This window comes from Asticcacaulis aquihabitans, from assembly GCF_032490435.1.
Taxonomy (GTDB): Bacteria; Pseudomonadota; Alphaproteobacteria; order Caulobacterales; family Caulobacteraceae; genus Asticcacaulis.
The window spans coordinates 78,190-102,297 of sequence record NZ_JAVGWM010000006.1 but is presented as its reverse complement, the minus strand read 5'-3'; the positions used below and the strand labels follow the sequence as shown (position 1 = coordinate 102,297).

Annotated in this window: 20 protein-coding genes and 1 tRNA gene; 18 read left to right on the top strand and 3 right to left on the bottom strand. The window is 58.5% G+C overall.

Annotated features, from left to right (window positions below):
- Positions 1-114: 114 nt before the first annotated feature.
- Both RCJ00_RS19490 and RCJ00_RS19485 read left to right on the top strand, forming a co-directional pair.
- Positions 115-804 (top strand): YoaK family protein, encoded by a 690-nt coding sequence (locus RCJ00_RS19490; RefSeq protein ID WP_316224024.1) that lies wholly within the window; start codon positions 115-117, stop codon positions 802-804.
- Between the two features lie 165 nt (positions 805-969).
- On the top strand, positions 970-1,629 hold the full coding sequence (locus tag RCJ00_RS19485; protein WP_316224023.1) for an OmpW/AlkL family protein: 660 nt from the start codon (positions 970-972) through the stop codon (positions 1,627-1,629).
- 217 nt (positions 1,630-1,846) lie between these two features.
- On the opposite strand, the gene RCJ00_RS19480 is transcribed toward RCJ00_RS19485, so the two are convergent.
- Positions 1,847-3,931 carry a putative bifunctional diguanylate cyclase/phosphodiesterase gene (locus RCJ00_RS19480; RefSeq protein ID WP_316224022.1) on the bottom strand — a complete coding sequence of 695 codons (2,085 nt, stop codon included), beginning with the start codon at positions 3,929-3,931 and terminating at the stop codon, positions 1,847-1,849.
- 192 nt (positions 3,932-4,123) lie between these two features.
- On the opposite strand from RCJ00_RS19480, the gene RCJ00_RS19475 reads away from it, so the two are divergent.
- The 7 genes from RCJ00_RS19475 (at position 4,124) to RCJ00_RS19445 (ending at position 13,342) form a co-directional block, all read left to right on the top strand.
- On the top strand, positions 4,124-5,026 hold the full coding sequence (locus RCJ00_RS19475; protein WP_316224021.1) for a dienelactone hydrolase family protein: 903 nt from the start codon (positions 4,124-4,126) through the stop codon (positions 5,024-5,026).
- 300 nt (positions 5,027-5,326) lie between these two features.
- Positions 5,327-5,419 (top strand): K(+)-transporting ATPase subunit F, encoded by a 93-nt coding sequence (gene kdpF, locus RCJ00_RS19470; RefSeq protein ID WP_316224019.1) that lies wholly within the window; start codon positions 5,327-5,329, stop codon positions 5,417-5,419.
- A 15-nt stretch (positions 5,420-5,434) separates the two neighbouring features.
- Complete coding sequence (kdpA, locus tag RCJ00_RS19465) at positions 5,435-7,162, top strand: potassium-transporting ATPase subunit KdpA (RefSeq protein ID WP_316224018.1); 1,728 nt, start codon at positions 5,435-5,437, stop codon at positions 7,160-7,162.
- A gap of 85 nt (positions 7,163-7,247) precedes the next feature.
- Entirely contained in the window at positions 7,248-9,335 is a 2,088-nt protein-coding gene (gene kdpB / locus RCJ00_RS19460) for a potassium-transporting ATPase subunit KdpB (RefSeq protein WP_316224017.1), read from the top strand.
- Between the two features lie 49 nt (positions 9,336-9,384).
- A complete protein-coding gene (gene kdpC, locus RCJ00_RS19455) occupies positions 9,385-9,963 on the top strand; it encodes a potassium-transporting ATPase subunit KdpC (protein WP_316224223.1) in 579 nt (192 codons plus the stop codon).
- A complete protein-coding gene (locus RCJ00_RS19450; RefSeq protein ID WP_316224015.1) occupies positions 9,960-12,656 on the top strand; it encodes a DUF4118 domain-containing protein in 2,697 nt (898 codons plus the stop codon). The genes kdpC and RCJ00_RS19450 overlap by 4 nt, the downstream gene beginning before the upstream one ends.
- On the top strand, positions 12,653-13,342 hold the full coding sequence (locus RCJ00_RS19445; protein WP_316224014.1) for a response regulator: 690 nt from the start codon (positions 12,653-12,655) through the stop codon (positions 13,340-13,342). Before RCJ00_RS19450 ends, RCJ00_RS19445 begins: the two co-directional genes overlap by 4 nt.
- A 38-nt stretch (positions 13,343-13,380) precedes the next feature.
- On the opposite strand, the gene RCJ00_RS19440 is transcribed toward RCJ00_RS19445, so the two are convergent.
- On the bottom strand, positions 13,381-13,692 hold the full coding sequence (locus RCJ00_RS19440; protein ID WP_316224013.1) for a hypothetical protein: 312 nt from the start codon (positions 13,690-13,692) through the stop codon (positions 13,381-13,383).
- Positions 13,693-14,536: 844 nt separating this feature from the next.
- On the opposite strand from RCJ00_RS19440, the gene RCJ00_RS19435 reads away from it, so the two are divergent.
- From RCJ00_RS19435 to RCJ00_RS19400, 8 genes are all read left to right on the top strand, one after another.
- A complete protein-coding gene (locus tag RCJ00_RS19435) occupies positions 14,537-15,409 on the top strand; it encodes a MotA/TolQ/ExbB proton channel family protein (protein WP_316224012.1) in 873 nt (290 codons plus the stop codon).
- A gap of 5 nt (positions 15,410-15,414) precedes the next feature.
- Entirely contained in the window at positions 15,415-15,849 is a 435-nt protein-coding gene (locus tag RCJ00_RS19430) for a biopolymer transporter ExbD (protein WP_316224010.1), read from the top strand.
- Positions 15,850-15,861: 12 nt separating this feature from the next.
- Complete coding sequence (locus RCJ00_RS19425) at positions 15,862-16,572, top strand: TonB family protein (RefSeq protein WP_316224009.1); 711 nt, start codon at positions 15,862-15,864, stop codon at positions 16,570-16,572.
- Positions 16,573-16,829: 257 nt separating this feature from the next.
- Positions 16,830-17,531 carry an energy transducer TonB gene (locus RCJ00_RS19420; RefSeq protein WP_316224008.1) on the top strand — a complete coding sequence of 234 codons (702 nt, stop codon included), beginning with the start codon at positions 16,830-16,832 and terminating at the stop codon, positions 17,529-17,531.
- 120 nt (positions 17,532-17,651) lie between these two features.
- Complete coding sequence (locus RCJ00_RS19415) at positions 17,652-18,410, top strand: M48 family metallopeptidase (RefSeq protein WP_316224007.1); 759 nt, start codon at positions 17,652-17,654, stop codon at positions 18,408-18,410.
- 193 nt (positions 18,411-18,603) lie between these two features.
- A tRNA-His gene (locus RCJ00_RS19410) sits at positions 18,604-18,679 on the top strand.
- An 88-nt stretch (positions 18,680-18,767) separates the two neighbouring features.
- Positions 18,768-19,799 (top strand): NAD(P)/FAD-dependent oxidoreductase, encoded by a 1,032-nt coding sequence (locus tag RCJ00_RS19405; protein ID WP_316224005.1) that lies wholly within the window; start codon positions 18,768-18,770, stop codon positions 19,797-19,799.
- 68 nt (positions 19,800-19,867) lie between these two features.
- Positions 19,868-20,803: a transglycosylase SLT domain-containing protein gene (locus tag RCJ00_RS19400; protein ID WP_316224003.1), complete on the top strand. Its 936-nt coding sequence runs from the start codon at positions 19,868-19,870 to the stop codon at positions 20,801-20,803.
- Here the strand turns inward: RCJ00_RS19400 and RCJ00_RS19395 are convergent.
- Positions 20,795-22,603 (bottom strand): ATP-binding response regulator, encoded by a 1,809-nt coding sequence (locus tag RCJ00_RS19395; protein ID WP_316224002.1) that lies wholly within the window; start codon positions 22,601-22,603, stop codon positions 20,795-20,797. The genes RCJ00_RS19400 and RCJ00_RS19395 overlap by 9 nt on opposite strands.
- A 266-nt stretch (positions 22,604-22,869) precedes the next feature.
- On the opposite strand from RCJ00_RS19395, the gene spbR reads away from it, so the two are divergent.
- Positions 22,870-24,054, top strand: a complete 1,185-nt coding sequence (gene spbR / locus RCJ00_RS19390; protein ID WP_316224001.1) for a SpbR family protein — start codon at positions 22,870-22,872, stop codon at positions 24,052-24,054.
- Positions 24,055-24,108 lie beyond the last annotated feature (54 nt).

The following is a 24,108-nucleotide window of genomic DNA, read 5'->3' as shown; positions in this document are numbered from 1 at the left end:
CCGGCAACTGGTGCAAACGCGCAGGTCGCTGTTTTGATGGGGCTGTTATCGGGGCATCGGTTTGATATAGTTCGCTAAGCCCCGGGAGACAATACTTAGAGGCGGACCGCTACTGTGAATACCCTACAAAAACGTGCCATGGCGCTGGCGGTTGGATTGTCGTCCTTAGCAGGATTTGTCGATGCAACGGGCTTCCTTGAGTTGCATGGTACCTTCATCTCGTTCATGAGCGGCAATTCCACGCAATTGGCGGTCGCCTTGTCGCACGGTGAGGCCGGGATCATTGCCGGCCTTGCAACCATCATCGGACTATTCATGTTCGGTGTATTCATAGGAACGCTCGCCGGTCATTTTGCTTATCCGGCATATCGCACGATAACGGTCATGGGCTTGGTTACGGGATTGATTGGGGCCGGCTGGGTTTGCCATCTTGCAGGTGTCCCCTTGGTGGCGATTGCCTGCCTGACCTTGGCTATGGGCGCTGAGAATGCCGTCTTCCAACGCCGGGGCGATGTCGTCGTCGGTGTCACCTACATGACCGGTACGCTTGTCAAGGTCAGCCAGAAACTCGCCATCGCGGTAACGGGCGGTGACCGTTGGGCCTGGGGGCCATGGCTTGTCTTGTGGGGTGGACTCATTCTCGGCGGAATAGCTGGCGCCACGGCTTACCGGTATGTGGGTTTGGGCAGTATTGCTGTGGCGGTTGTCTGGGCGGCGGCGCTCACCGTCTATGCTTGGCTGTCCAGGGCGGCCATCCACGATTCTCTCCAATTCGATAGCGATGGCGCGGCTGACCGCCGGTAATCGGGCCGGCTTCGCTGACGGTGTGAGCCGGTACGCAGTGACAAAAATATCGCGCTTTTCAAGGTGCTGCGACAATCCGCCCTGCGGCAGGATGCGCAGGTCAACTGAGAAGAAATAAGGTCTACACCGTGTCATCCGCTCAATTTAAAAAAGGAGATCGCGGTCATGACACATACCTATAAAACCATGGTAATTTTAGGGTCTTTAGCGGCGCTTGGTCTTGCCGGTGCTGGTCACGCGCAAGAGGCCTTCGTGCCCAAGCACGCCGGTCAGTTCGTCATCGTCGGTCGTGCGACCGTTGTTGCTCCGTCTGAAAAGGGCGACATACTGACGGCGGCCGGCGTCGATTCCGGGCTCAACGTAGCGGTCGGCAACAGCACGGTGCCGACCCTCGGATTCAGCTACTTCTTCACTGACCACATCGCCGTGGAAGGCATTTTGGGCACGTCGAAGCACAAGATCAGCGCCGTAGGCCCTTCGACTAACGTAGAGGTGCATGACACCTGGGTTCTGCCGCCGGTCGTGACGTTGCAATATCACTTCAATCCCGCCGGAAAAGTCAGCCCCTATGTCGGCGCCGGCGTGAACTTAATGGATTGGTACGGCGGTAAGGACAAGAACGGGTTCAAAGTCAGATTGAAGAACGGTGCCGGCACAGCCGTGCAGGCGGGTGTCGATGTCGCGCTGAAGGGCCATTGGGCGCTTAATGTCGATTACAAGAAGGTCTTCTACAAGACGGATGCGCGCATCAATGACGGCGCCTTGAAGTCTAAGGTCACGCTTGATCCGGCAGTGACGTCCATCGGGTTGGCCTATAGGTTCTAGGGCTTTCCGAAAATATCTTAAAAACAAAGGGTTGGAGTGTATATCTGATGTCGTCAGGTCGGGATACGCTCCAAGCCCGGAGTTCGGCTTTGATTTGCCCGCGTAGGGATTGCGCGGGCAAATTTGCCCACTCGCGACGCTTTACTAATTGATAGCAGTGCGATGGAAAAAAGCTTTTAAAGATAGATGCTTATCTTATCATCTTATCTAACTGCGGCTAAATTGCCTGCAACTCCGGCAAGGCTGAGCTAGGGCTCCCCTGACTGGCATCGCGTGCGGAGTGTTTAAGGTTCTCGCTCGCCACTAGCTGGGACATCCAGTTCAGCGCCACATCGGGCGTCATCGGATGCCCCAGATGATACCCCTGCATGACGCGGCAGCCGAAGGTTTGCAGCATCGCCTGAATTTCGGCTGTTTCTACGCCTTCGGCGACGACCTCCATATCCAGTGAGTGACCCAAGTTAATAATAGCCTGAACCATCAACTGGTCCGCCGATGAGCGGGTTAATTCCGTCACGAACGAGTTGTCGATCTTGATACGGTCGACCTGGAGGTGGCGCAGCGACGATAGGGAGGAATAGCCGACACCAAAATCGTCGATCGCCACACGTATACCGGCTTGGCTGAGAACGGACAGCTTGCCTTGCACCGCCCGGATATCCATGGCGGTTTCTTCCGTTACTTCGATTTCCAGCATTGAGGTCGGTATGCCTTGAGCCTTCAATGCGTTGAGCACAAAAGCGTCGACGGGTAACCGTGACATCTCTCGCGGCGACACATTTACGGCGACCCAGATATCGGTTCGTCCCAATGCCATCAGCCGGGTCAGAATATCGCCTGTCTTGGTGAGAATATGCTTCATGAGGGCTTCAGAAAGCCCCAGAACGGCGGCAATCTCGACGATATCCACTGGAGAGATCGACCCATGTCGCGGATGGTCCCAGCGCAGCAGGGCTTCGAAGTTGCTGAGGCGCCGTCCGCCCTCATTCATGATCGGTTGATAGACCATGTATAGCTGACCGTCCGCCAGGGCTTTGGGTAGGTCGCGTTCTACATCTCTTCTCATGTTCAAGCGGTTGTTCAACTGCTCATCGAACATGTAATGGCGATTGCGGCCGCCGCTCTTTGCTGCGTAGAGCGCACTGTCGGCGCAGATCATCATTTCCGAAAAACCGACGCGATTGCGTGTCTGATGTATGCCGATACTCACCCCGACGCGGCCGGAATCGAAGCCGGGGAACGGGCGGCCGATGGCCGATATCAGGCGGTCGGCGACTTCGCGGGGCTGTACGCAACTGGCTTCGGGATCGAAGATGATGGCAAATTCGTCGCCTCCGAGTCGCGCAATGGTAAACCCGTTCGGCAAGGTTTGCCGCAAGCGTACAGCCACCTCGATCAGCACGTCGTCGCCCGCGCGGTGGCCAAAGACGTCGTTGACAGATTTAAAACCGTCCAGATCAAGGATCATCAGGCACAGCGATTTATGCAGGCCTGACATAAGGGTTTCGACTTCATTGGCAAAGCCGGCCCGGTTCAGCAGGCCGGTGAGGGTGTCATGGATGGCACGCCGGTGCATTTCTTCGGCGATCTCGGTCGTCCGGGCGTGGGCTTGGGTAAGCGACCCTGCCAGCGAGGTCGCCTCGTTCTTGCGGCGACTGGCCTCGCGGAACAGGGCATGGCTTTCGCGCGCCGAACGGATAAGGGCACCGAGATACAGGATCGTCGCGAAAGCAATGCCGATGTGGTCGACGCCCCCAGCGTAGACCATACACCCCGCCATGGACAAAAGGGGCGGGAGGATGAAGCAACTCGGGATTATGGCGTAGGCATTACCGTGCGTGACGGCGCCGGCGGTGATACCGCAGATGACGACCAGATAGAACACGGCTTGTGGCGCGGTGTAGCCGTCGCACAGTAGCGGCATCAGGGCCCAGATAGATCCTGAGATCAAGGCCAGTATAGACGCAAACATCAGGTGCTGGCCGGTGGTCAGGCGAGCCAGGCCGGCCAGAATCCCCTTCGCGGGCGAACCGGGGAGGGGAGACCGACACAGGCCGATCCGCAAGGCGTTGATGACGCAGGTGGCGGCGAACCAGGCGACGCCTGCGAAAACATGGCCGTATAAAACCGTGACGACCATGATTATAGCGGCCAGTGCGATATTGATCGGTATCGAGATCAATATGCTGCGTCGCACTGCGCTGAGCTGGTCCGCCTGGATAAGTTCGTTCAGGAATTTCAGATTCTGAGTTTCGGTTGCCACGATATCAATATCCGATGCCAATACGATAATACCAGCCATGTAAGGGATACAGGTAACAATTGGCTTAATATAAAGGGGTGAAAAAGCCAAAATGCGAAGGGTGCTTTTTGTGCGGCTATGTGATCAGAAGCGCCGGAACGGTCCGGCGATGACATAGCCGGTGACATAAATGTCAGTTAAGCTCTGGACGGTCACGTGATACGACAACCCGGCGCAAAACGGAGCCAAGCCATGACCGACACGCCAGATATGCCGCCTTCGACCGCATTCAAGCCTGAGGTTTTAAAGCTTTTCGATAAGTACGTGCATGGCATGATCGACCGGCGCGCCTTTCTCGACCGCTGTGCCCGATATACGGCTGGCGCCGCCGGCGCGATGGCGACGCTTGCAGCCCTGACGCCGAATTTTGCCCGGGCTCAGCAAGTCAAGCCTGACGATGCGCGTTTGCTCGCGTCGCATGTCGATATCCCGTCGCCCAAGGGTTACGGCGCTATCAAGGCCTATGTTGTCCGCCCGTCTGGCGCCGACCGCAAATTACCCGTTGTGCTGGTCGTTCATGAAAATCGCGGCCTGAATCCGCATATCGAAGACATCACCCGTCGGTTGGCGCTGGAAAACTTCATAGCCGTCGCACCCGATGCCCTGACCCCGCTGGGCGGCTATCCCGGTGACGAAGACAAGGCGCGTGCAGCGTTTGGTCAATTGGATCAGCAGAAGACAAGCGAAGATTTCATGGCTGCTGCCGATTACGCGCAGTCACTGCCCGAAGGCAATGGCAACTTAGGCGTCGTCGGGTTTTGCTATGGGGGCGGCGTGGCCAACATGCTGGCCACGCGCCTGTCGACGCTGAAGGCGGCGGTGCCGTTCTATGGTGCCGCGCCGCCTCTGGACGGCGTGCCGAACATCAAGGCAGAACTGCTTCTGCACTTTGCGGGCAATGATGCGCGGGTCAATGCCGGATGGCCGGCCTATGAGGCGGCGCTAAAAGCCGCACACATCCGCTATGAGGCCTTCCTTTATGACGGCGCGGAACACGGTTTCAACAACGATACGACACCTCGCTTCAATCCTGAGGCCGCCAAGCTGGCCTGGCAGCGTACATTGACGCTGTTCAATCGGACACTGCGTACCTAGCGCGTTCCGAAAAGTGTGTTGCACTTTTCGGATGAAAAAACGCGTAAAAGCAAAGATCTAGGACGCCGATCTGATTCAGTCAGGTCGGGATATGCTTTAGTCGCGACCTATACGAAATCTATACGCCGCCCACTGGCATCTATACGCCCGGCATACGGCGCAAGGCCTATTGAAGAGCCAGTTCCACTGTCTTCAAGGACGCCTTTCCATGACTTTTATTTTCGGCCTCGGCGGAGTGACCTTCTTCCTCATCTCCGCCGCTTTTGTGGCGTTCTGCGAACGCCTGCGTGAGAGCGGCTCATGACCGCGCTCTATATCGCTGCCGGCATAGTGACGCTGGCCTTGCTCGGCTATCTGCTGGCCGCGCTGATAAAACCCGAAATGTTTCCATAGATACAAGGGGCTGTCATGTCCTCAATTCTCACCGGAAACGGCTGGCTTCAGCTAGCCGTTTCCATGGCCGTTATGCTGGCCTGCGTCATACCCCTCGGGGGCTATATGGCGAAGGTTTTCCAGGGCCAGAAAAACCTGATGTCGCCGGTCTTTGGCTGGCTGGAAAAGCTGCTCTACAAGGCCTGCGGAATAGACCCCGACGCGGATATGGATTGGAAGGCCTATGCCATGGCCGTCCTGCTGTTTTCCGCCGTGAGCTTCGTACTCCTCTATGTCATGCTCTTGTGCCAAAAGCTCCTGCCCCTCAATCCGCAGGGTATGCCGGGCACGACGCCTGACCTGGCCTTCAATACCTCGGCCAGTTTCCTCACCAATACCAACTGGCAATCCTATGCCGGTGAAGCGGCCATGAGCTATTTTACGCAGATGGTCGGCCTGACTGTGCAGAACTTCGTCACGCCTGCGGTCGGCCTGGCGGTCATGGTGGCGTTGATACGCGGGCTGACGCGCAGGCAGTCGGGCGGTATTGGTAATTTCTGGACTGATATGATCCGCGCCAATCTCTACATCCTGCTGCCTCTATCTTTGATCCTGGCGGTAATCCTCGGCTCGCAGGGCGTGGTCCAGACATTTGCGCCATCGATCGCCGCCCATGGCTTGCAGGGTGCCGATCAACTGATTTCGGTGGGACCAGTCGCCTCGCAGGAGGCGATCAAGATGCTGGGCACCAATGGGGGTGGCTTCTTCAACGCCAACTCGGCACACCCCTTCGAAAACCCGACACCATTGACCAATTTCCTTGAAGTGATCGGCCTGCTGCTGATCCCGGCGGCCTGCTGCCATACCTTCGGCGTCATGGTCGGTGACCGGCGTCAGGGCTTCGCCATATTGGCGGCCATGACGATCATCTTTGTGCCGCTTATGGTCTTTGGCACGGTGGTGGAGCAGGGAGGCAATCCGCATTTTGCCGCCCTGCATATCGATCAGACGGCAAGCGCCCTTCAGGCCGGCGGCAATATGGAAGGCAAGGAAACGCGCTTCGGTATCGTCAGTTCGACCTTCTTTGCCGCAGCGACCACGGCGGTGTCGTGCGGCGCCGTCAACGCCATGCACGACAGCTTTACCCCGATGGGCGGTTTCGTGCCGCTGCTGCTTATGAAGTTCGGCGAAGTCATTTATGGCGGGGCCGGTGCGGGTCTGTACGGTATGCTGATATTCGTCATATTGACGGTATTCATCGCGGGTCTGATGGTCGGTCGTACGCCCGAATACCTGGGCAAGAAGATCCAGGCCTTTGAGATCAAGATGGCCAGCGTTGCCATGTTGGCGCCCTGCCTGTTCATCCTGATCGGCACGGCCGTCGCGGTCATGACAAAGGCCGGCCAGGCGGGCATCTTCAATCCCGGAGCGCAAGGGTTTTCCGAAATCCTGTACGCCTTCACATCGGCCACCAACAACAACGGGTCCGCCTTCGCCGGCCTGAGCGCCAATACGCCTTTCTATAATACGGCGCTTGGCATCTGCATGCTGGCTGGACGCTTCTTCATCATCATCCCGGTTCTGGCCATCGCCGGATCTCTGGCGGCGAAGAAGACCGTGCCGGTTTCGGCGGGCACCCTGCCCACCCATAACGGGCTGTTCGTCGCCACCCTGATCGGCATCGTCGTCATTGTCGGTGTTCTGACCTACGCGCCGACGCTCGCCCTCGGTCCCGTCGTCGAACACTTCAACATGCGCCCATAGGCTGCGCGGGCGCGCCGTCTCGCACGATGGCGCGCCCGCCCTGCCGGAGCCGTCAGGCCCCGGAAAATGATTAAAGGCAATACTCATGACCACTCATGTCCAAAAAACCGGCCTTCTAGATGGCGCCGACCTTGGCGCCGTCCTCAAGACCACGTTCCTGCGTCTCAATCCGGTCTACCAACTGCGCAACCCCGTCATGTTCCTGGTATTCGTCGGGTCCATCATTACAACCGGCATCTTTGCGGTGATGGTGGTGCGGCCAGGTGCGCTTATCGGTGGCGGCCAGCCTTTATGGTTCGTCGGCCTGATCACCTTCTGGCTCTGGTTCACCCTGTTGTTTGCCAACTTCGCCGAGGCGATCGCCGAGGGCAAGGGCAAAGCCCAGGCCGACAGCCTGAAAAAGGCCCGCCGCGACGTCTTGGCCAAAAAACTGGCCAAGGCCTCCGACCGCGATAAGTTCACCACCGTTCCGGCCAATTCCCTGCGCAAAGGCGATATCGTCGTCATTTCGGCGGGCGAATTCGTACCGACCGATGGTCAGGTTCTCGAAGGCGTCGCCAGCGTTGATGAAAGCGCGGTGACCGGCGAATCCGCCCCGGTCATCCGCGAATCCGGCGGCGACCGTGATGCCGTCACCGGGGGGACGCGTGTCCTCAGCGACTGGCTGGTCGTGCGGGTCACGTCCGATCCCGGCGAAAGCTTTCTTGACCGCATGATCGGTTTGGTCGAGTCCGCCAAGCGTCAGAAGACGCCGAACGAGATCGCCCTGTCGATCCTGCTGGCGGCGCTGACCATCATTTTCCTGCTCGTCTGCGCCACCTTGCTGCCGTACTCGCTGTTCAGCGTCACACGCGCCGGGTCCGGGACGGTTATTACGATTACGGTCTTGGTCGCCTTGCTGGTCTGCCTGATTCCCACGACTATCGGCGGTCTGTTGTCGGCCATCGGCATTTCCGGCATGCAGCGCCTGATCCGCGCTAACGTAATCGCTACCTCCGGCCGTGCCGTCGAAGCCGCGGGCGATGTTAATGTCCTGCTGCTCGACAAAACGGGCACTATCACCTTTGGCAATCGCCAGGCCGTGGAGTTCTTTCCGGCACCCGGCGTCACCCAGCAACAACTGGCCGAAGCCGCAGAACTGTCGTCCCTGGCCGACGAAACCCCCGAAGGGCGCTCGATCGTCATCCTGGCGCGACGTCTGTTTAGCCTGCCGGAAAAGGCGGCCGCCTCCCTTGACGCCACCTTTATTCCATTCAGCGCCGATCAGCGGGTTTCCGGCATCGTCATCAAGGAACGCCACATTATGAAAGGTGCGGGCGACGCCATCGGCAAGCTTGTCGGACTGAAGGGCGGCGCGGTGCCGGCGGAGGTCACGACCCAAGTCGAAGACATCGCGCGAAAGGGCGGAACACCGTTGATGGTCGCCGAAAACAGCCAGGTGCTGGGTGTCGTCTATCTTAAGGACATCGTGAAGCCCGATATCAAGCAGCGCCTGGCCGAATTGCGCAAGATGGGCATCAAGTCGGTGATGATCACAGGTGACAATCCTCTGACCGCTGCCGCCATCGCTTCAGAAGCCGGGGTAGACGATTTCGTCTCCCAGGCAACGCCGGAAACCAAGCTGAAATACATTCGTCAGATGCAGGAAGGCGGCGAGCTGGTCGCCATGGTCGGAGACGGGACGAACGATGCCCCGGCACTGGCCCAGTCGGACGTCGCCGTCGCGATGAATTCCGGTACCCAGGCGGCAAAGGAAGCCGGCAACATGGTCGACCTGGATTCCGATCCGACCAAGCTGATCGAAATCGTCGAGATCGGCAAGCAACTGCTGATGACGCGCGGCGCCCTGACCACATTCAGCATCGCCAACGATCTGGCCAAGTATTTCGCCATCATTCCGGCGGCCTTCGCCACGACCTATCCGGTCCTGGGCGCGCTCAACGTGATGGGATTGAAATCGCCTCAAAGTGCCATACTGGCGGCGGTTATCTTCAACGCCCTGATTATCATCGCGCTGATCCCGCTGGCCCTTAAAGGGGTGAAGTACCGCGCCGAACCGGCGGCGAAGATGTTGTCGCGAAACATGTTCGTCTATGGGCTGGGCGGCATCATCGCCCCCTTCATAGGCATAAAGCTCATCGACATGGGCCTTGCGGCCGTGGGACTGGCCTGACCGTCGTGCGGATTTTAAGTCTCGCTCAAGGAGAACTCATATGAAAGCCCTGGCTTCCAACCTGCGTCCGGCCCTGGTGTCGACGCTCCTTCTCACCCTGTTGCTCGGCGTCGGTTATCCGCTGGTGACGACGGGCATCCTGCACCTGACCTTCCCGTCCCAGGCGGAAGGCAGTCTGATCCGCGACGAGACGGGTCGCGTCATCGGGTCACGGCTGATCGGTCAGAATTTCGAACAGCCGAAGTATTTTTGGGGCCGCCTTTCGGCGACCTCCAATACGCCCTACAACGCCAGCGCATCGGGCGGGTCTAATTTCGGCGTTAATAACCCCGCACTTATGGACGCCGTCAAGGCGCGGGTGGCTGCGCTGAAGGCCGCTGATCCAGGCAACACCGCGCCCATCCCCGTCGATCTGGTGACGGCTTCGGCATCGGGGCTGGACCCGGATATCACACCAGCCGCAGCCCTGTATCAGGCCCACCGCGTCGCCGTCGCACGCGGTCTGAGCGATGATGCGGTCAAGGCGATGATAAGGAAATCGTCCTATAATCGTACCTTCAACATTCTCGGTGAGCCGCGCGTCAATGTGCTAGAGCTCAATCTGAGGCTCGATGGAAAGATGAAGTGAGTCCCGACACCCGACCGGACCCTGATAAGCTGCTCGCCCTCGTCAACCATGACGGGGGCGAAGGCGTGCCGCGTCGCGGCCGTCTGAAAGTCTTTTTCGGCGCGTCGGCCGGCGTCGGCAAGACATATGCCATGCTCAATGAGGCGCGGGCGCGCCTGAGGGACGGCATCGACGTGGTCAGCGGCGTGATCGAGCACCATGGCCGTCGCGAGACCCAGGCCCTGATGGAGGGCATTCCGGTCCTCCCGATGCTGGAGATCGATCACCGCGGTATTCGACTGACCGAATTTGATCTCGACGGCGCCCTGGCGCGGCGGCCCGGTTTGATCCTGGTGGACGAATTTGCCCACACCAACGCGCCAGGTTCACGCCACCCCAAACGCTGGCAGGATGTCGAGGAACTGCTCGACAACGGGATAGATGTCTATACCACCCTGAACGTCCAGCATCTGGAAAGCGCCAACGACCAGGTCGCGCGACTGACCGGGGTATGGGTGAGTGAAACCGTGCCGGACACCATATTTGAAGCGGCGGACGATATCGCCCTGGTCGATATTCCGTCCGATGAACTGCTCAAGCGCCTGGCTGACGGAAAGGTGTATGTCGCCGAAGGTGCCAATACGCGCGCCGCCGAAAACTTTTTCAAAAAAAGCAATCTACTCGCTCTACGCGAAATGGCCCTGCGCCGAACGGCTGAACGCGTCGATGCCCAGAGCGATGAACTCAGTGCCGCCATGGGGCAGAACGAGGCGCAACTGGGCCACAAGATCATGTTGCTGATCGGCCCGGATCCCTTGTCAACGCGCTTGATCCGCCACGCCAAGCGCATGGCGGCGCGCGGCCGGGCGCCGTGGTTTGCGGTGTATTTGCAAAGCGACCGACACGAAATGCTCAATGAGAAATCGCGCGCCCGCGTCGAGCAATATCTGCGCCTGGCGGAAAATCTTGGCGCGCAGGTCGTCAGGCTATCCGGAGCCCAGCCGGCGCGCGATATCCTCACCTATGCGCGCCAGAATGGCTTTACGCGCATCATGGTCGGGCACAGGCGGACCAAGTGGTGGCTGAAACCGTTTCGCACGGCCTTTGCCCAGCAACTGATCGAAAACAGCGATGGTATCGAGATAGCGGTTATTAACGGCGATGCTGCGCCCGATAGCGTCACCGAAAATGTCGTTTCGTCCATAAGGCCGTTTATCGCACGCCCGATCGATTACGGCCTGGCGTTTGCCGCCGTGGCTTTGGCGACGCTGGCGGGCCTGCCGTTTCGGGATAACACGCCTTCCGACAATCTGACCATGCTCTACCTGACGGCCGTGGTTATTGTGGCGGCCAGACTTGGTCTTGGGCCGTCCGTTGTCGCATCGATACTCAGCGTGCCGGCATTCAATTTCTTTTTCGCCGAACCCTATTACACGTTCAACTTCTATGACTCTTACTACTATATAACCTTCGTCTTCATGCTGGTAACCTCCCTGGTCGTGGGATCGCTTACGGCGCGGTTGTCTCGGCATGCCCGTCAGGTCAGCGAGCGTGAACGCGAAACCCAAATTCTGTATGGATTGACGCGGGCCTTGTCTGCCGTTCGGGGTGTGGATCGGATATGCGAAGTGGCTATTTCGCACCTCAGCGCGCCATATAATCTGGCGGTAAGCCTGTTCGTCGATGCGCCTGAGGGCCTGCGGTCCGTTCCGAAGAGCGCCGAACCGGAAGACATGAAGGAAATGAGCGCGGTGCGCTGGGTCGCAGCCAACACTCAGATGGCGGGCCGCGATACCGATACCTTGCCATCGGCGTCTGGGCTGTATTTGCCCTTGCAGGCCGAAAACGAAACCCTGGGTGTGATGGGTCTGACGCCGAACGCTAGTGGCCGTCGCTTTACCGGGTCAGAAATCCTGCAATTCGAAACCTTTGCCAGTCTGGTTGCCGGCGCGCTGCAACGGGCGCGCCGCTCGGACGAAGCCGAACGGTCCAAGATCGACTCCGAGAACGAACGGCTGCGCAATGTCCTGTTGTCGTCTCTGTCTCATGATTTGCGTACGCCTCTGACCGTTATGAATGGTTCGGTCAGTCTCCTGCTGAAGATGCGTAAGGAGCTGCCGCGCAAGGCGATGGACGAATTGACGGCGCTTTGGGGGCAACTGATCCGCCTGCAAAAATTCGTGGGTAACCTGTTGAACATGGCGGCCATCACCTCCGGAAAGATGACGCTCAATTTCCAGCCTTATATGATTCAGGAAATCATCGGTGCCGCGCTTAGCCAGGTTCAGTCGACGAAGGAAAATCGGCAATTACGTACGCAGATTGTCGGTAATCTGCCGATGGTGCAGATCGACGGCGGGCTGGTCGAACAGGTCTTTGTCAACCTGTTGGAGAATGCGTTCCAGCATACGGCATCCGACGGCGAAATCGTCATCGCGGCGGAACGCGATGCGGATCGGCTGCGCATACGCATTTCCGACAATGGCGCAGGTCTGAAGGCCGGGGACGAGGCGCGAATTTTTGAACAATTCCAGACCGCTCAAACGCTAAGTTCCGACCGGGCGGGCGGCACCGGGCTCGGCCTTGCCATTTGCCGGGGCATTGTCCAGGCTCACGGCGGGATGATCTACGCCCGCAACAATTCGGACAAGACGGGCGCCAGTTTTATCTTTACCCTGCCCATCGTTCCGGACCTGCCAAAAGAGACGCCATGACCGATAGCATTCGCATCCTGTCCATCGAGGATGAAGCTGACATACGCAAATTTCTGCGGGCAACGCTTGGCGCCAATGACATGACCGTCCTTGAGGCTGAAACGGGGAGGGAAGGGCTACGGCTGGCAACCAGCCAGACCCCGGATGTGATTCTCCTGGACCTGGGGCTGCCGGACATGGACGGGATGGAAATCATACGCCATCTGCGTGAATGGACGACGACTCCTATTATCGTTCTGTCGGCACGCGGTCAGGAGCGTGACAAGATTGAGGCCCTGGAACTCGGAGCAGACGATTATCTGACAAAGCCGTTTGCAGCCGGTGAACTCATCGCCCGCATAAAGGTCGCCCTGCGTCACGCATCCCGGCCGAAGGGGGATGCGCCCTTTGTGTACGACTATGATGGATTGACGATAGACAGCGCGGCCCGGCGGGTTCGGTTGGACGGCGAAGACGTCAGGCTGACGCCGATCGAATATCGCCTGCTGACTGTGCTTGCGCGCAATTCCGGCAAGGTGTTGACCTATGCCTCCCTACTCAAGCAGGTCTGGGACCGGCACTCCCCGGATAACCAGACCTATTTGCGGATTCACACCCAACATTTGCGTGAGAAATTGAAGGACGACGCGCTGAATCCGCGATTTATCGTCACCGAACCGGGGATCGGCTATCGCCTAAACCCTTAGAGGTCCAATGTACCCTTAAGCGCCCCAACCCTCGTCCTTTACCGCGGGCGTTCGTGCAGGTGCAGGGTTTCAATCAGTTCTGCGGCGCCGACAGGTGCGGCCATCGCCAGGTCTGTGAAATGATCAAGTGTTTCGCTGAAGCTGAGTTCGCCGACAACATATTTGATGAGTGTCGTGCGAACCGCGGTGCCGACCTCGTGCACGATTTTATCTTCCCGCGTTTTCATGCGCAGCGCGATGTGCTCGATAATGTCGAGGGCTATATCGTCCCCGGCGTAGCCTTCACACGTAAAAACCACCAAATGCGCGGCCAACTGGGTTCTGACAACAAGTCGTTCCGAGTCCAACATGACAGCTCTCCTTTAGCGGTGATAGTTTCAGAACGACTGTCAACAAGCGATGCGTTTGCAGGGAAGGCATGAGCGGAAAAATATAAGGGGTCCGGCAGATGGGTTGCTTATGTCTATCTGGCGTAGATTTGCGGAGAAATCGGCATTCGGTCACATAGCCTCAAAGCGCTCCGCCCAAAATACCCGACAGAGTAATATTACATGTTGGCCTTCATGCGCCGTACAGCTGGTTGATGAGGCCGCTTCCTTCGCTCCGCGCGCGAGTCGCAATCCCTTATAACGCCGTTTTGTGAGCGCTAACATGTCGACCGAGACTCTGCGGGTTGACTGGGTCTCGAAAAATTCGCGTATAAAGCGTTCTCAGGCGAGAAAACTGTTTGGAGATGAAATTTTTTTTGACCCTCGGATAATTTTTTTTGCGAGCCCTTTGCAACATTAACTATCGGACATGTTTGAACTTTTAGTTCACATTTTGCTAAGCACCTCACCTTGGAGGTCACATCGGCGTGAAAAGTCTGTAACTGACACCTTGACGTTTAAGGCGTTGCCGGATCATTTAGGCCCAAACCGCTTTGCATCACAGGTGTAACAGCCTGTAACAAAGAGGTCGCCTTTTGGGTCTTAATGGTCCATACTGGCAAAGTTTGTGTACCGGTACGATGTGATACGGACGTCAGATTCTGTACGTATTGGAGTCGGGGCACGAGGAAGTGTGGGGAGCCAAGGACTTGATTGTCCATGGTTTTTTGCGCGTCTGTTGTTTTTAACATGGGGTAAACGCTTCCCCTTTAGTCCTTGGTCAACCCTTCGGTGGGTGAAGTCCATATTCAGGAATTGGCGAAAAATGCTCGAACATAAGAAATCTAACCCGCTCATTGCTCTGCTTGGCGCTGCCGCGCTGCTCATGAGCGCTCCCGCTATGGCCGCCACCTCCGCGGCCCCGGCTGCAGCCACTCCGGCTGCCACGGCTCCTGCCGCTGCGACCACCGACAGCAGCGACAGCTCGGCCGCCGCTCCGGCGCACGTCAATGCCAATGTCGATTTCGTATCGATGTTCGCTGGCGCCACCATCGTCGTTAAGCTGGTCATGATCCTGCTGGCCGTCTGTTCGGTCATTTCCTGGATCCTGCTGGTCATGAAGCTGCTGGACTTCGGTTCGCTCAACCGCGTCACCACGAACTTCCTGGAAGCCTATCGTGGCGCCCGCTCGATCGCTGACATCAACCGTATTGCGGTGTCTGACGAATTCGCCGGTAACCCGCTGGCCGACATGGCCGCCGTGGCCACCGAAGAAGTTCAACTGTCGAAGCAAGCCGGCCTGTCCATCTCGGGCGAGCACCGCGACGCCACCCTGCACCGCGCTGAAGCTTCGGTTGCCGCTGTTCAAGCCGGTCTGGCCAAGCGCCTTTCGGGCGGTCTGTCCTTCCTGGCTTCGGTCGGTTCGACCGGTCCGTTCATCGGTCTGTTCGGTACCGTTTACGGCATCATGAACTCCTTCATCGGTATCGCCCAATCGCACACGACCAACCTGGCCGTCGTCGCTCCGGGTATCGCCGAAGCCCTTATGGCTACCGGCCTGGGTCTGATCGCCGCTATCCCGGCCGTTGTCATGTACAACATCTTCAACCAGTCGATCACCAACTACGGCACACGTTCGGAACAATTCGTTTCTGAACTGATGAACTCCCTGTCGCGTCAACTCGACAAAGGGGCGTAAGTAGTATGGGAGCCAAGCTATCAGGTGGTGGCGGCTCGAAGTTTCACGTCGAGGCCAACGCGGAAATCAACGTTACGCCGTTCGTCGACGTTATGCTGGTTCTGCTGATTATCTTCATGGTGGCGGCGCCGCTCGCCACTGTGTCGGTCGAAGTGAACCTGCCTCCGGCAGTCGCCAAGCCAATTCAAAACCCGCCGAAACCCGTCTACATCTCCATTACGAAGAATGCAGACGTGTTTATCGCCAACGATCCTACGTCGCTCGACACCCTTGGGGATGACCTCAAGAAGGCCGTTGGTGAACGTAACCCCGAAGAAGAGCGTATTTTCATTCGTGCCGACAAGAAAACTCGCTATGCCGAGTTCATGAAGGTGATGAACAAGCTGCAGGACAACGGTTTCTACAGCGTCGCTCTTCAGGGTGAAGACGACGCTAAGTAAGAGGGTCTATTTATGGAAGAAACACCCCATAGGAAACGGGACCCGATTCTTGATCCGCCCGAGAGTAAAGGCATTCCGCCTTCGCTCTGGGCCGGGATCGGCGTTGCCGTCGCCCTGCACTTGGGTATTGCCTACTACTTCCTGCAAGCCAAGTTTGAGCTGAAGGAAGTCAAGTATACGGATGAGAAGGTGAACGTCGACCTAGTCGCACCGCCACCTCCGCCTCCGCCGCCTCCGCCTCCGCCGCCGCCGACCAAGCTGCCGCCGCCCCCCGTGGTTCAACCGCGTGAGACGCCGCCAGTTCCGAGCGTGACGCCGCCGCCGCCGATTCCGGTGCCGCCGGTGCCGATCGAAAAGAAGGTCGAATATTCGGCGCCTCCGGCACAAATGAATACCGGCGAACCGCCCCCCGTGGCGCCTCCCGGTCCGCGTTATGTGTCCGGTGAGTGGAGCTATCCGGGGTCGGGCGAAATGGCCGATTCCTATCCGGAACGCGCCGCGAACGACGAAGTTGAAGGCACTGTCACGATCGACTGTACCGTCAGCACCGCCGGCCGCGTCACGGGCTGCAACATCATCAGCGAAAGCCCCAAGGGCTATGGCTTCGGTGCGGCAACTGTGAAGCTGTTCGTCAAGTACGCGAAGGTTAAGCCGAGCTCGGTCGGTGGCGAACTTCGCGATGGCGACCGGAAGAAGTTCACCTATAAGTGGGTTTTGGGCTAAGTCTCCGAATTCACGGCGAATGAAAGGCGCCCCGCATGAAGATGCGGGGCGTTTTTTTGTGCACCAAGACCTTGCCATCTGAGAATGGATTGCATTTTGACGATTGCGTCAAAAGCAAAGTGGTAGTATGCTCCTTGATATATAAGAAAAGTAAATAAGCCAGACTCTGGATGCAGGCGTGTACAGTTCTGTGTTGTTTGCTAGGCAGGGCTGTAATCCCCTCTGCGTGATGTCTTTATTCATGGAGGAGATTTATTATGATCGATACGGTTCCAAGCTTCCGTTCGCCGCTATATGACGATGCGAAGCCCAAGAAGTTACCTGCATCCTTCTACTGGGGTGTTCTATTTGCCGTATTACTGCATCTGGCTTTACTATACTATTTCTTCAATCAGACTTTTAGTCTGGCGCCCGTGGAAGCTGTCCCGGACGGACCGACCTATACAGTTGAAATCTTGCCCCTGCCGACGCCGCCTGCGCCTACCCCGCAGGAGCCGCCTGCCAGCAAGGTTGTGATCCATGACCCTGTGAAAGCGCCGCCTACCACGGTCGAAACCTTGCCGGTTCCTCCAACGCTTGGGCCCAAGGTGGAAAACGGTCCGGTAAGTCCGCCGACATTGCAGCCGACCATCACGGGCGGCACGGATGTGCAGCCGACCCTGGCGCCCGCAATTGTTCAGGTCCGCTGGACGCGCTTTCCGGATTCTGCCGCCCTGAGCGACTACTATCCGGAAAAGGCGGCCACGGCGGAAGTTGAGGGAACCGCAATGGTCGAATGCACGGTCCTTGACAAAGCGGGGCGCGTGGCTTGCACCCCTCTGTCCGAAACACCGGGGAACTACGGCTTTGGCAAGGCGACGGTCCGCATGGTTCAGGAGAAGGGCCGCGTGGATACGACCCAGGGCGATATTGCTGTAGGAGCCAAGCTACGGGCCAGCATCAAATGGACCCTTGGCTAAGCTGATAGCCTTTGACATAGGATTAAGATATCCCGGACGTGCGACGAGCGCGTTCGGGATATTATTTTTGCATTCATCAGGTTAGACATAGTCAAATGCCACTCTAACTCAGGACCCTACATGACGCGCTATCTGACCCAATCCCTGACAGCCTCCGCCTTGCTCGCGGTGACTCTTGCACTTGGCGGCTGCGAAACCAACGAAGCGCTGGGCCGGTCCCAACTCCTGCTCGTCGACGATTCTGCCCTTGAACAGCAAGCTGCGGCAGCGTGGCAGCAGCAGCTGGCGACGGCCAAGATCTCGCACGATCCGGCGTTGAATAAGCGTATCCAAGCCGTCGGGGGACGTATCACGGCGGTGTCCGGCATTCCAGGCACCTGGGAATATGTGCTCTTCGACGATCCTCAGCCTAATGCCTTTGTCATTCCTGGCAACAAGGTTGGGGTCAATACTGGACTGTTCAAGGTCGTGAAGACGGATGACCAATTGGCCGCGGTTATCGGTCATGAGACGGGCCACGTTATAGCCCACCATGCCGCCGAACGGGCTTCCCAGCAGATCGCCACTCAGACGGGTTTGGAAATAGCGACCGGTGTGACCAAAGGCAATGTTCAGAAGGCGATCTCGAACTATGGTGGGCTTGGCGCGCAGGTCGGCCTGCTTCTGCCCTATTCCCGTAGGCACGAATCGGAAGCGGACCGTATCGGTGTCGATCTGATGGTCAAGGCCGGATATCGTGCCAACGCGGCCGTCGAAGTGTGGCAAAATATGCAGGCTCTCAATAGTGGCGCGCCCTCCGAGATCCTGTCGACCCATCCTTCGGACAAGACACGTATCAGCGATCTGCAAGCCTATATCGCCGCCAAGGGCTACAAGTAGGCGAGGGCGCGCATTGGACGGGCGACACGCTCACAACCCTGCACGAGTCTGAGGCATGGTGCGCCGGGTGCCCGCTTTGCGGGGCTCTCGCTCAATGGCTCAAGGCGATTTCACAAGAATTGCGTTGTTTATGACTTTAAGGGCTTGATCGCGGGGCCGCGCCATATTAGAGGATGGCCCCTCGCGATAGCGTGCCGCCTTAGCTCACTTGGTAGAGCGCCAGATTGTGGCTCTGGAGGTAGCTGGTTCGAAACCAGCAGGCGGTACCATCGCAGTAGTTCCGGTTCATCACCGTTTTTCTCCCTAATGCCATCTTGCCGCATGGCGCCGCGTAGCGGAATCGCTTAGGTCACAGCCATGGCGCAAACCCCCTCTCAGTCTTTTATCGTCGTCGGCGCGGGCATCGTCGGCCTGGTCATTGCCGTTGTGGCGCTGGGCAGGGGCCATGCGGTCACCGTGATTGCGCGCGACGATGCCCGTGATACGGCGTCAGGTGTTGCGGCGGGTATGATCGCGCCGGCGTTAGAAGCCTTGGCCGAAGCCGATCCAATAGACGGATATCGTCGCTTGAAAGCGGCGCAGGCGGCATGGGTCCATTTTGACGACCTGTGGCCCGAAGCGGTGCGTCAGGCTCTGGCCGCGGCGCGAAATGCCGGTCAGAGCGTTTATGTGCCGGCATGTAAGACCACCGACGTCGCCGCCAATTTTGATGCCATGGGGGCCGCCTATATCCAAACGGGTGCGGAGCTTCGCATCGGCGACGATTGGTTGGTCGAGGCGGAAGCTACGATGGCGGCCTTTAAAGCGCAGTTTCTGGCAAAGGGCGGCCACTTCGTCGTTGGTGAGGTGACCCGTGTCACAGCGCATTCGGTTGAGATCGCTGGCGGAGATATCCGTCATGCCGATCATGTCGTCGTTGCTGCGGGTTTCGAGGCGCGGAAACTAGCGGCCGACATACCCAGCCTTCGAACCCTTGAGCCTATAAAGGGGCACCTCTTTGACATCCCCGGACGCGGCGCAAACGGCGTCCTGCGCTCGCCGCGTGGCTATCTGGCGGATTATGGCCGTGTGGCCAAGTTCGGTGCGTCGATGCAACCGGGCCAGTCCGACCGTGAGGTCGAACCCGGCATTGTGGCTGACCTCAAGGCGCGCGCAGAGGGGATGGGAATCACGTTGCCCGACGAGGTTGAGCCACGTACCGGCGTGCGGGCCACGACTCCGGACGGATGGCCGCTGATCGGCCGTGATAAGGCTTCCGGCGTGTTGGTGGCCGTGGGTGTGCGTCGCAACGGCTATATCTTTGCGCCATTTGCGGCCAAGATCATATTGGCGCTTGTCGAGCAGCGCGACGGCGCGGATGATGGCCTCTACAGGCCTGACCGCTTCTGATATTTCAGGAATTAAACGCATGTTAACCATATATGCGGCAAAATTTGCCGCATAGAGGTTTTTTAGTCATGCGTACCTATATTGCCCCCGAGACCCAGACCAACGCCTTGAACCGCACGACGGATCAGGTGGTGCGCTCCGTCACGGGTGGCGCGCGCCAGGCCGGTAGCGGCGTCATGGGCGCCTTGCAACGGGCAGCCGATGCGACGGGCGTCGACTTCAACTATCTGGTCAAAACGGCGACGCGCGAAAGCTCTCTCAATCCCAACGCCAAGGCGCCGACCTCTTCAGCCGCAGGCCTGTTCCAGTTCATAGAGCAAACTTGGCTCGGCATGGTCAAGTCGCATGGCGCCAAGCACGGCTATGGTTCCTACGCGGACCAGATATCGGTTGGCCGCGACGGCCGTTACCGCGTCGACAATCCAGCCGCGCGCAAGCAGGTGCTGAGCCTGAGATATGATCCCAATGCCAGCGCTGTTATGGGCGCCGAACTGACAGCGGGTCACGCGGCCTACTTGAAGGGGCGTATTGGCCGGACGCCGAGCCAGGGTGAACTATACGTCGCGCATTTTCTGGGTGCAGAAGGGGCCGCGGACCTGATTAAAGCCAGCCAGACTCGCCCGTCGGCGGTTGCCGCCAATCTGTTTCCTGCTGCGGCGCGCGCCAACAAAAGCATTTTTTACAACCATGGTCAGGCATTGAACGTGACCGATGTCGTGGCCAATCTGACGAAAGCGGGCGGTTCCGCCCCGGTGACGATTCGCGAACTGGACCCGATCGAGGACGATGGGCCGAAAATCGGTAATCCGCTGATTGCCGCGCGCATCGACAAGGTAAAGGCCGATCAGGCGATCCTCAGCCTTGTGTTCGGCTCGGACAACGCTCAGCAGGGCACGCTATTTGCGACCCAACTGCTTTCGGCGTTTGGCCCCGAGGCGGACGAGGGCGGAAGTAAGGGCCGCTCCAATCCTTACGGCCAGGCCTTTGGCGATCTGTCAGGCTGAGGTTGATGTGCGGGCCATGGCCCTGATCAGCGCCTCGCGACTGAGCGGCATCAATATTGATTTTACCCCGAGGCCGTCCAGGGCCTCGGCCTGATCGCCATCCGGCAGCAGCGCCAATATGTCGAGCCTGGCGTTTGCCTGGGTATTGCGCAAGTTATGCAGAAAGCTCTCCAGCCGGGTAAGATTTTCAGCATCACCCAGTGACTCGAATGCGCCCATACTGATCAGGCAGGCGTCGACCGGTGCCTTCTTCGCCAGGGTCAGCGCCCGTTCGCGTGAGGTGGACGTCAGACACTTATGGCCAAGATGTTCCAGCATGTCGCGCAATTGCGCGGCGCGCAGGCTGTCATTGGATATCAGTAGCACCCGAAGGGAATGCTCGGCGGTCGTCTCTTCGGTGCTTTCTGGTTCATGCGGACGTGGCGGCGCGGATGCCTTAGTATCGAACGGCAAATCCAGCCAGAATTTGGAGCCGACATCCAATGTACTTTGTGCGCCTGTGCGTCCCCCCATTAATTCGCTGAGCGAACGGGACAGGCTGAGGCCCAGCCCGGCACCCGAATGGCCGGAGGAGGTCCGCAGGATACGGGCATGAGGGCGGAAGGCCTGTTCCAGTTCGTCTTCGCTCAGGCCGGGGCCGGAGTCGACGACCTCGATGCGCAGGTAACCGTCGGACAAGGGGCAGAGCTTCAATTCGACCCGCCCTTGCTGCGTGTACAGCAGGGCATTGCTGAGCAGGTGCGCCAAAATCTGTTCAACACGGTGTTCGTCACCGCGCACGGCGCCCTTCGCGGGCAGGGCCTGCGCGTTGTAGGTCAGGGCTAAGCCCTTGCCGCGCGCGAGGTCTGCGAACTGCGCCATCATGCGTGTGGCCAGGAGGTCGATATCCAGCGGTTGCAGGTTCAGCTCGATTTGCCCCGCGGCCGCAGTATCGTTGTCCAGTGTGGTTACCAGGATGGATTGAAGATGGGCCACTTCAGAGAGGGCGCCATCGACATACTGACGCGGTGCGGGCGCGCGGGTCAAGTGTGTCAGTCCCTGCAACAGATTCTGTTCTATGCTTTTCAGGCCCGTTTGAACTTCTCGGGAGAGGGTTTCCATAAGGGCTATCTTGGCGTCATTGAGTATCTGGGTGTCGGCGCGCGCGGCTTCGCGCTCGCGCGCGGTTTCAAGCTGGCTATTTTCCAGAAGGTAATGTTCCTGCATGTGACGGTTCAGGACAAAGCCCATGGCCAGCGCAAGCGCCATCCCACCGGTCATGAAACGACTGATGTCGCCATTCGGATACAGGTAGTGCATGGCGAAGATCGGTCCTGCAGCGGCGAGCGGGCCCAGGATCAGCAAGCATAGCAATACAGGGGCGCTGAAGAAGATTATGCCTACGGCGGCCCCGGCGCAGATCATCAGCAGAAGCTCGGCATTATTGCCGGCGGCAGCCATGCTCAGCGAAATGGCTACCAGCGAAGCTGCCCAAAGTCCGCCTGCGAAAAACTGGCGCCGCAGACGTTCGCGGATCAGCGTGATCCGAATATCGGCGTCGGGGATCGGATGGGTTGTCATGCGTTTGGCGGCCTGCGCCTTCATAATCATGAAGACAGTCCAGTTGAGCACGAATAAAGCGATGTAGATGGCTTGCAACCAAACCGGTACGCTGACGGCCGCCGCCCCGAGAAATAGCGGCAGCCCGATGCCGAAAAAGCCGAGCGCATACGGCGACAAACGCCATTGCGCCAATAAGCCATAGTCGAGAACGACCCACTCGCGTGCGGTGCGGATGGGGGGGGAGGACGGGCGGGGCATATGCTTACTGGACGCGGTCATTGCGGCCAATGTAACCTATAGTCGTTGCCGCGCGGTTACCTCGATCATCAATTCGATCGGTAAAAGTAAAAAACCGATATGATTTTATTGCCTCTTTCAGAGCGGGTATTTTGACAAGTTCAGAAATACAAGGGTTTATCGTGGTAAAGTTTTTTGCGTTGAGCGCGTCGAAAAAGGGGTAATAAAGGTTTCGTTAGCATTACAGCGCGACACTCCCATTCATTGTTTTGCAAGGATTCGCGATCATGACCGCCGCAACCAGCTTCCATCACAGGACGACCTTGTCCGACATTGATATAGAGCGTTTGGTGCGTAGTGAAAATGCCGACGACCGTGCCGTCGCAACGCACAAGATATGTCGGGTGATGGAGCGTGGGCGTCTGGGCGACACGGATCGCGCCGCCGCACAGGAAATTATCCGCATGCTGGCTCAGGACGCCGCCGAGCTTGTCCGTCGCGCCCTGGCCGTGACGTTGCGCACCTCCGAACTCTTGCCACACGACGTTGCCATGAAATTGGCTCAGGACGTGGTCACCGTATCGGTGCCGCTGTTGACCTTTTCCCCCATATTCAGCGATGAAGACCTTGCCGACATCATTCGTTCCGGCGGGCCAGTCCGTCAGATCGCCATCGCCAAGCGTGAAACCTTATCCGAAGTGGTGACGACCGCGCTGGCGGACACTGGCGTCGAAGAGGCGGCCGTGATTGCCTGCGCCAACGACAATGCGCGGTTTACCGATGGTGGTATGAACCGCGTGATGGACCGCTTCGGTACCTCCGAGGTGCTGCATAGTGTATTGGTCAACCGCAAGACCCTGCCCGTTTCGGTAAGCGAGCGCTTGATCAATGTGGTGAGTGCCACGTTGCGGGAGCAATTGATTGCCCATCACGCGATCAAACCGGAAACGGCGGTGGAAATTGTGACGGCAGCCCGGGAGCGCGCCACCTTGGATATGGCCGATCAGGCTGGCGCAAACTTCGATCCCCAGGGGCTTGCCCGCCATTTGATGGCCTCAGGCCGACTGACACCGTCTTTGATACTGCGCGCTCTGGCGCGTGGACATATGCCGTTCTTCGAACACGCCCTGGCGGAATTGTCCGGCGTGCCGCATGAGCGGACCTGGCTTATGGTGCATGATGCCGGATCATTGGGATTGCGCGCCATCTATGACCGTGCGGGCCTCCCTGGGCGCATGTTCCAGACCTTCCGCATGGCGGTGGAGACCTATCACACGCTTCAAGCCGAAGCCGGTCATCTCGATCCTATTCGCATGCAGGAGCGTCTGATCGAACGGTTCCTGACCCAGGTGCCGTTCGCACCGCGCGAAGATCTTATCTATCTTTATGAACGTCTCGATCGCGATAGCCGGGGGCGGCGCTGGGCGAAGTCGCCGGAAAAGTCGGCAAACGATCTTCTTAAGGCAGCCTGATATTGCTAACGAAAAAAAAAGCCCGCATGTCACATGCGGGCCTTCTGATTTCGA

Coding starts and splice junctions, on each gene's coding strand:
- kdpF (WP_316224019.1), top strand. CDS start 5,327: ATGACCGCGCTCTATATCGCTGCCGGCATAGTGACGCTGGCCTTGCTC.
- RCJ00_RS19395 (WP_316224002.1), bottom strand. CDS start 22,603: ATGCCCCGCCCGTCCTCCCCCCCCATCCGCACCGCACGCGAGTGGGTC.
- RCJ00_RS19435 (WP_316224012.1), top strand. CDS start 14,537: ATGCTCGAACATAAGAAATCTAACCCGCTCATTGCTCTGCTTGGCGCT.
- RCJ00_RS19440 (WP_316224013.1), bottom strand. CDS start 13,692: ATGTTGGACTCGGAACGACTTGTTGTCAGAACCCAGTTGGCCGCGCAT.
- RCJ00_RS19475 (WP_316224021.1), top strand. CDS start 4,124: ATGACCGACACGCCAGATATGCCGCCTTCGACCGCATTCAAGCCTGAG.
- RCJ00_RS19425 (WP_316224009.1), top strand. CDS start 15,862: ATGGAAGAAACACCCCATAGGAAACGGGACCCGATTCTTGATCCGCCC.
- RCJ00_RS19420 (WP_316224008.1), top strand. CDS start 16,830: ATGATCGATACGGTTCCAAGCTTCCGTTCGCCGCTATATGACGATGCG.
- RCJ00_RS19485 (WP_316224023.1), top strand. CDS start 970: ATGACACATACCTATAAAACCATGGTAATTTTAGGGTCTTTAGCGGCG.
- RCJ00_RS19445 (WP_316224014.1), top strand. CDS start 12,653: ATGACCGATAGCATTCGCATCCTGTCCATCGAGGATGAAGCTGACATA.
- spbR (WP_316224001.1), top strand. CDS start 22,870: ATGACCGCCGCAACCAGCTTCCATCACAGGACGACCTTGTCCGACATT.
- kdpB (WP_316224017.1), top strand. CDS start 7,248: ATGACCACTCATGTCCAAAAAACCGGCCTTCTAGATGGCGCCGACCTT.
- RCJ00_RS19400 (WP_316224003.1), top strand. CDS start 19,868: ATGCGTACCTATATTGCCCCCGAGACCCAGACCAACGCCTTGAACCGC.
- RCJ00_RS19415 (WP_316224007.1), top strand. CDS start 17,652: ATGACGCGCTATCTGACCCAATCCCTGACAGCCTCCGCCTTGCTCGCG.
- RCJ00_RS19430 (WP_316224010.1), top strand. CDS start 15,415: ATGGGAGCCAAGCTATCAGGTGGTGGCGGCTCGAAGTTTCACGTCGAG.
- kdpA (WP_316224018.1), top strand. CDS start 5,435: ATGTCCTCAATTCTCACCGGAAACGGCTGGCTTCAGCTAGCCGTTTCC.
- RCJ00_RS19480 (WP_316224022.1), bottom strand. CDS start 3,931: ATGGCTGGTATTATCGTATTGGCATCGGATATTGATATCGTGGCAACC.
- RCJ00_RS19405 (WP_316224005.1), top strand. CDS start 18,768: ATGGCGCAAACCCCCTCTCAGTCTTTTATCGTCGTCGGCGCGGGCATC.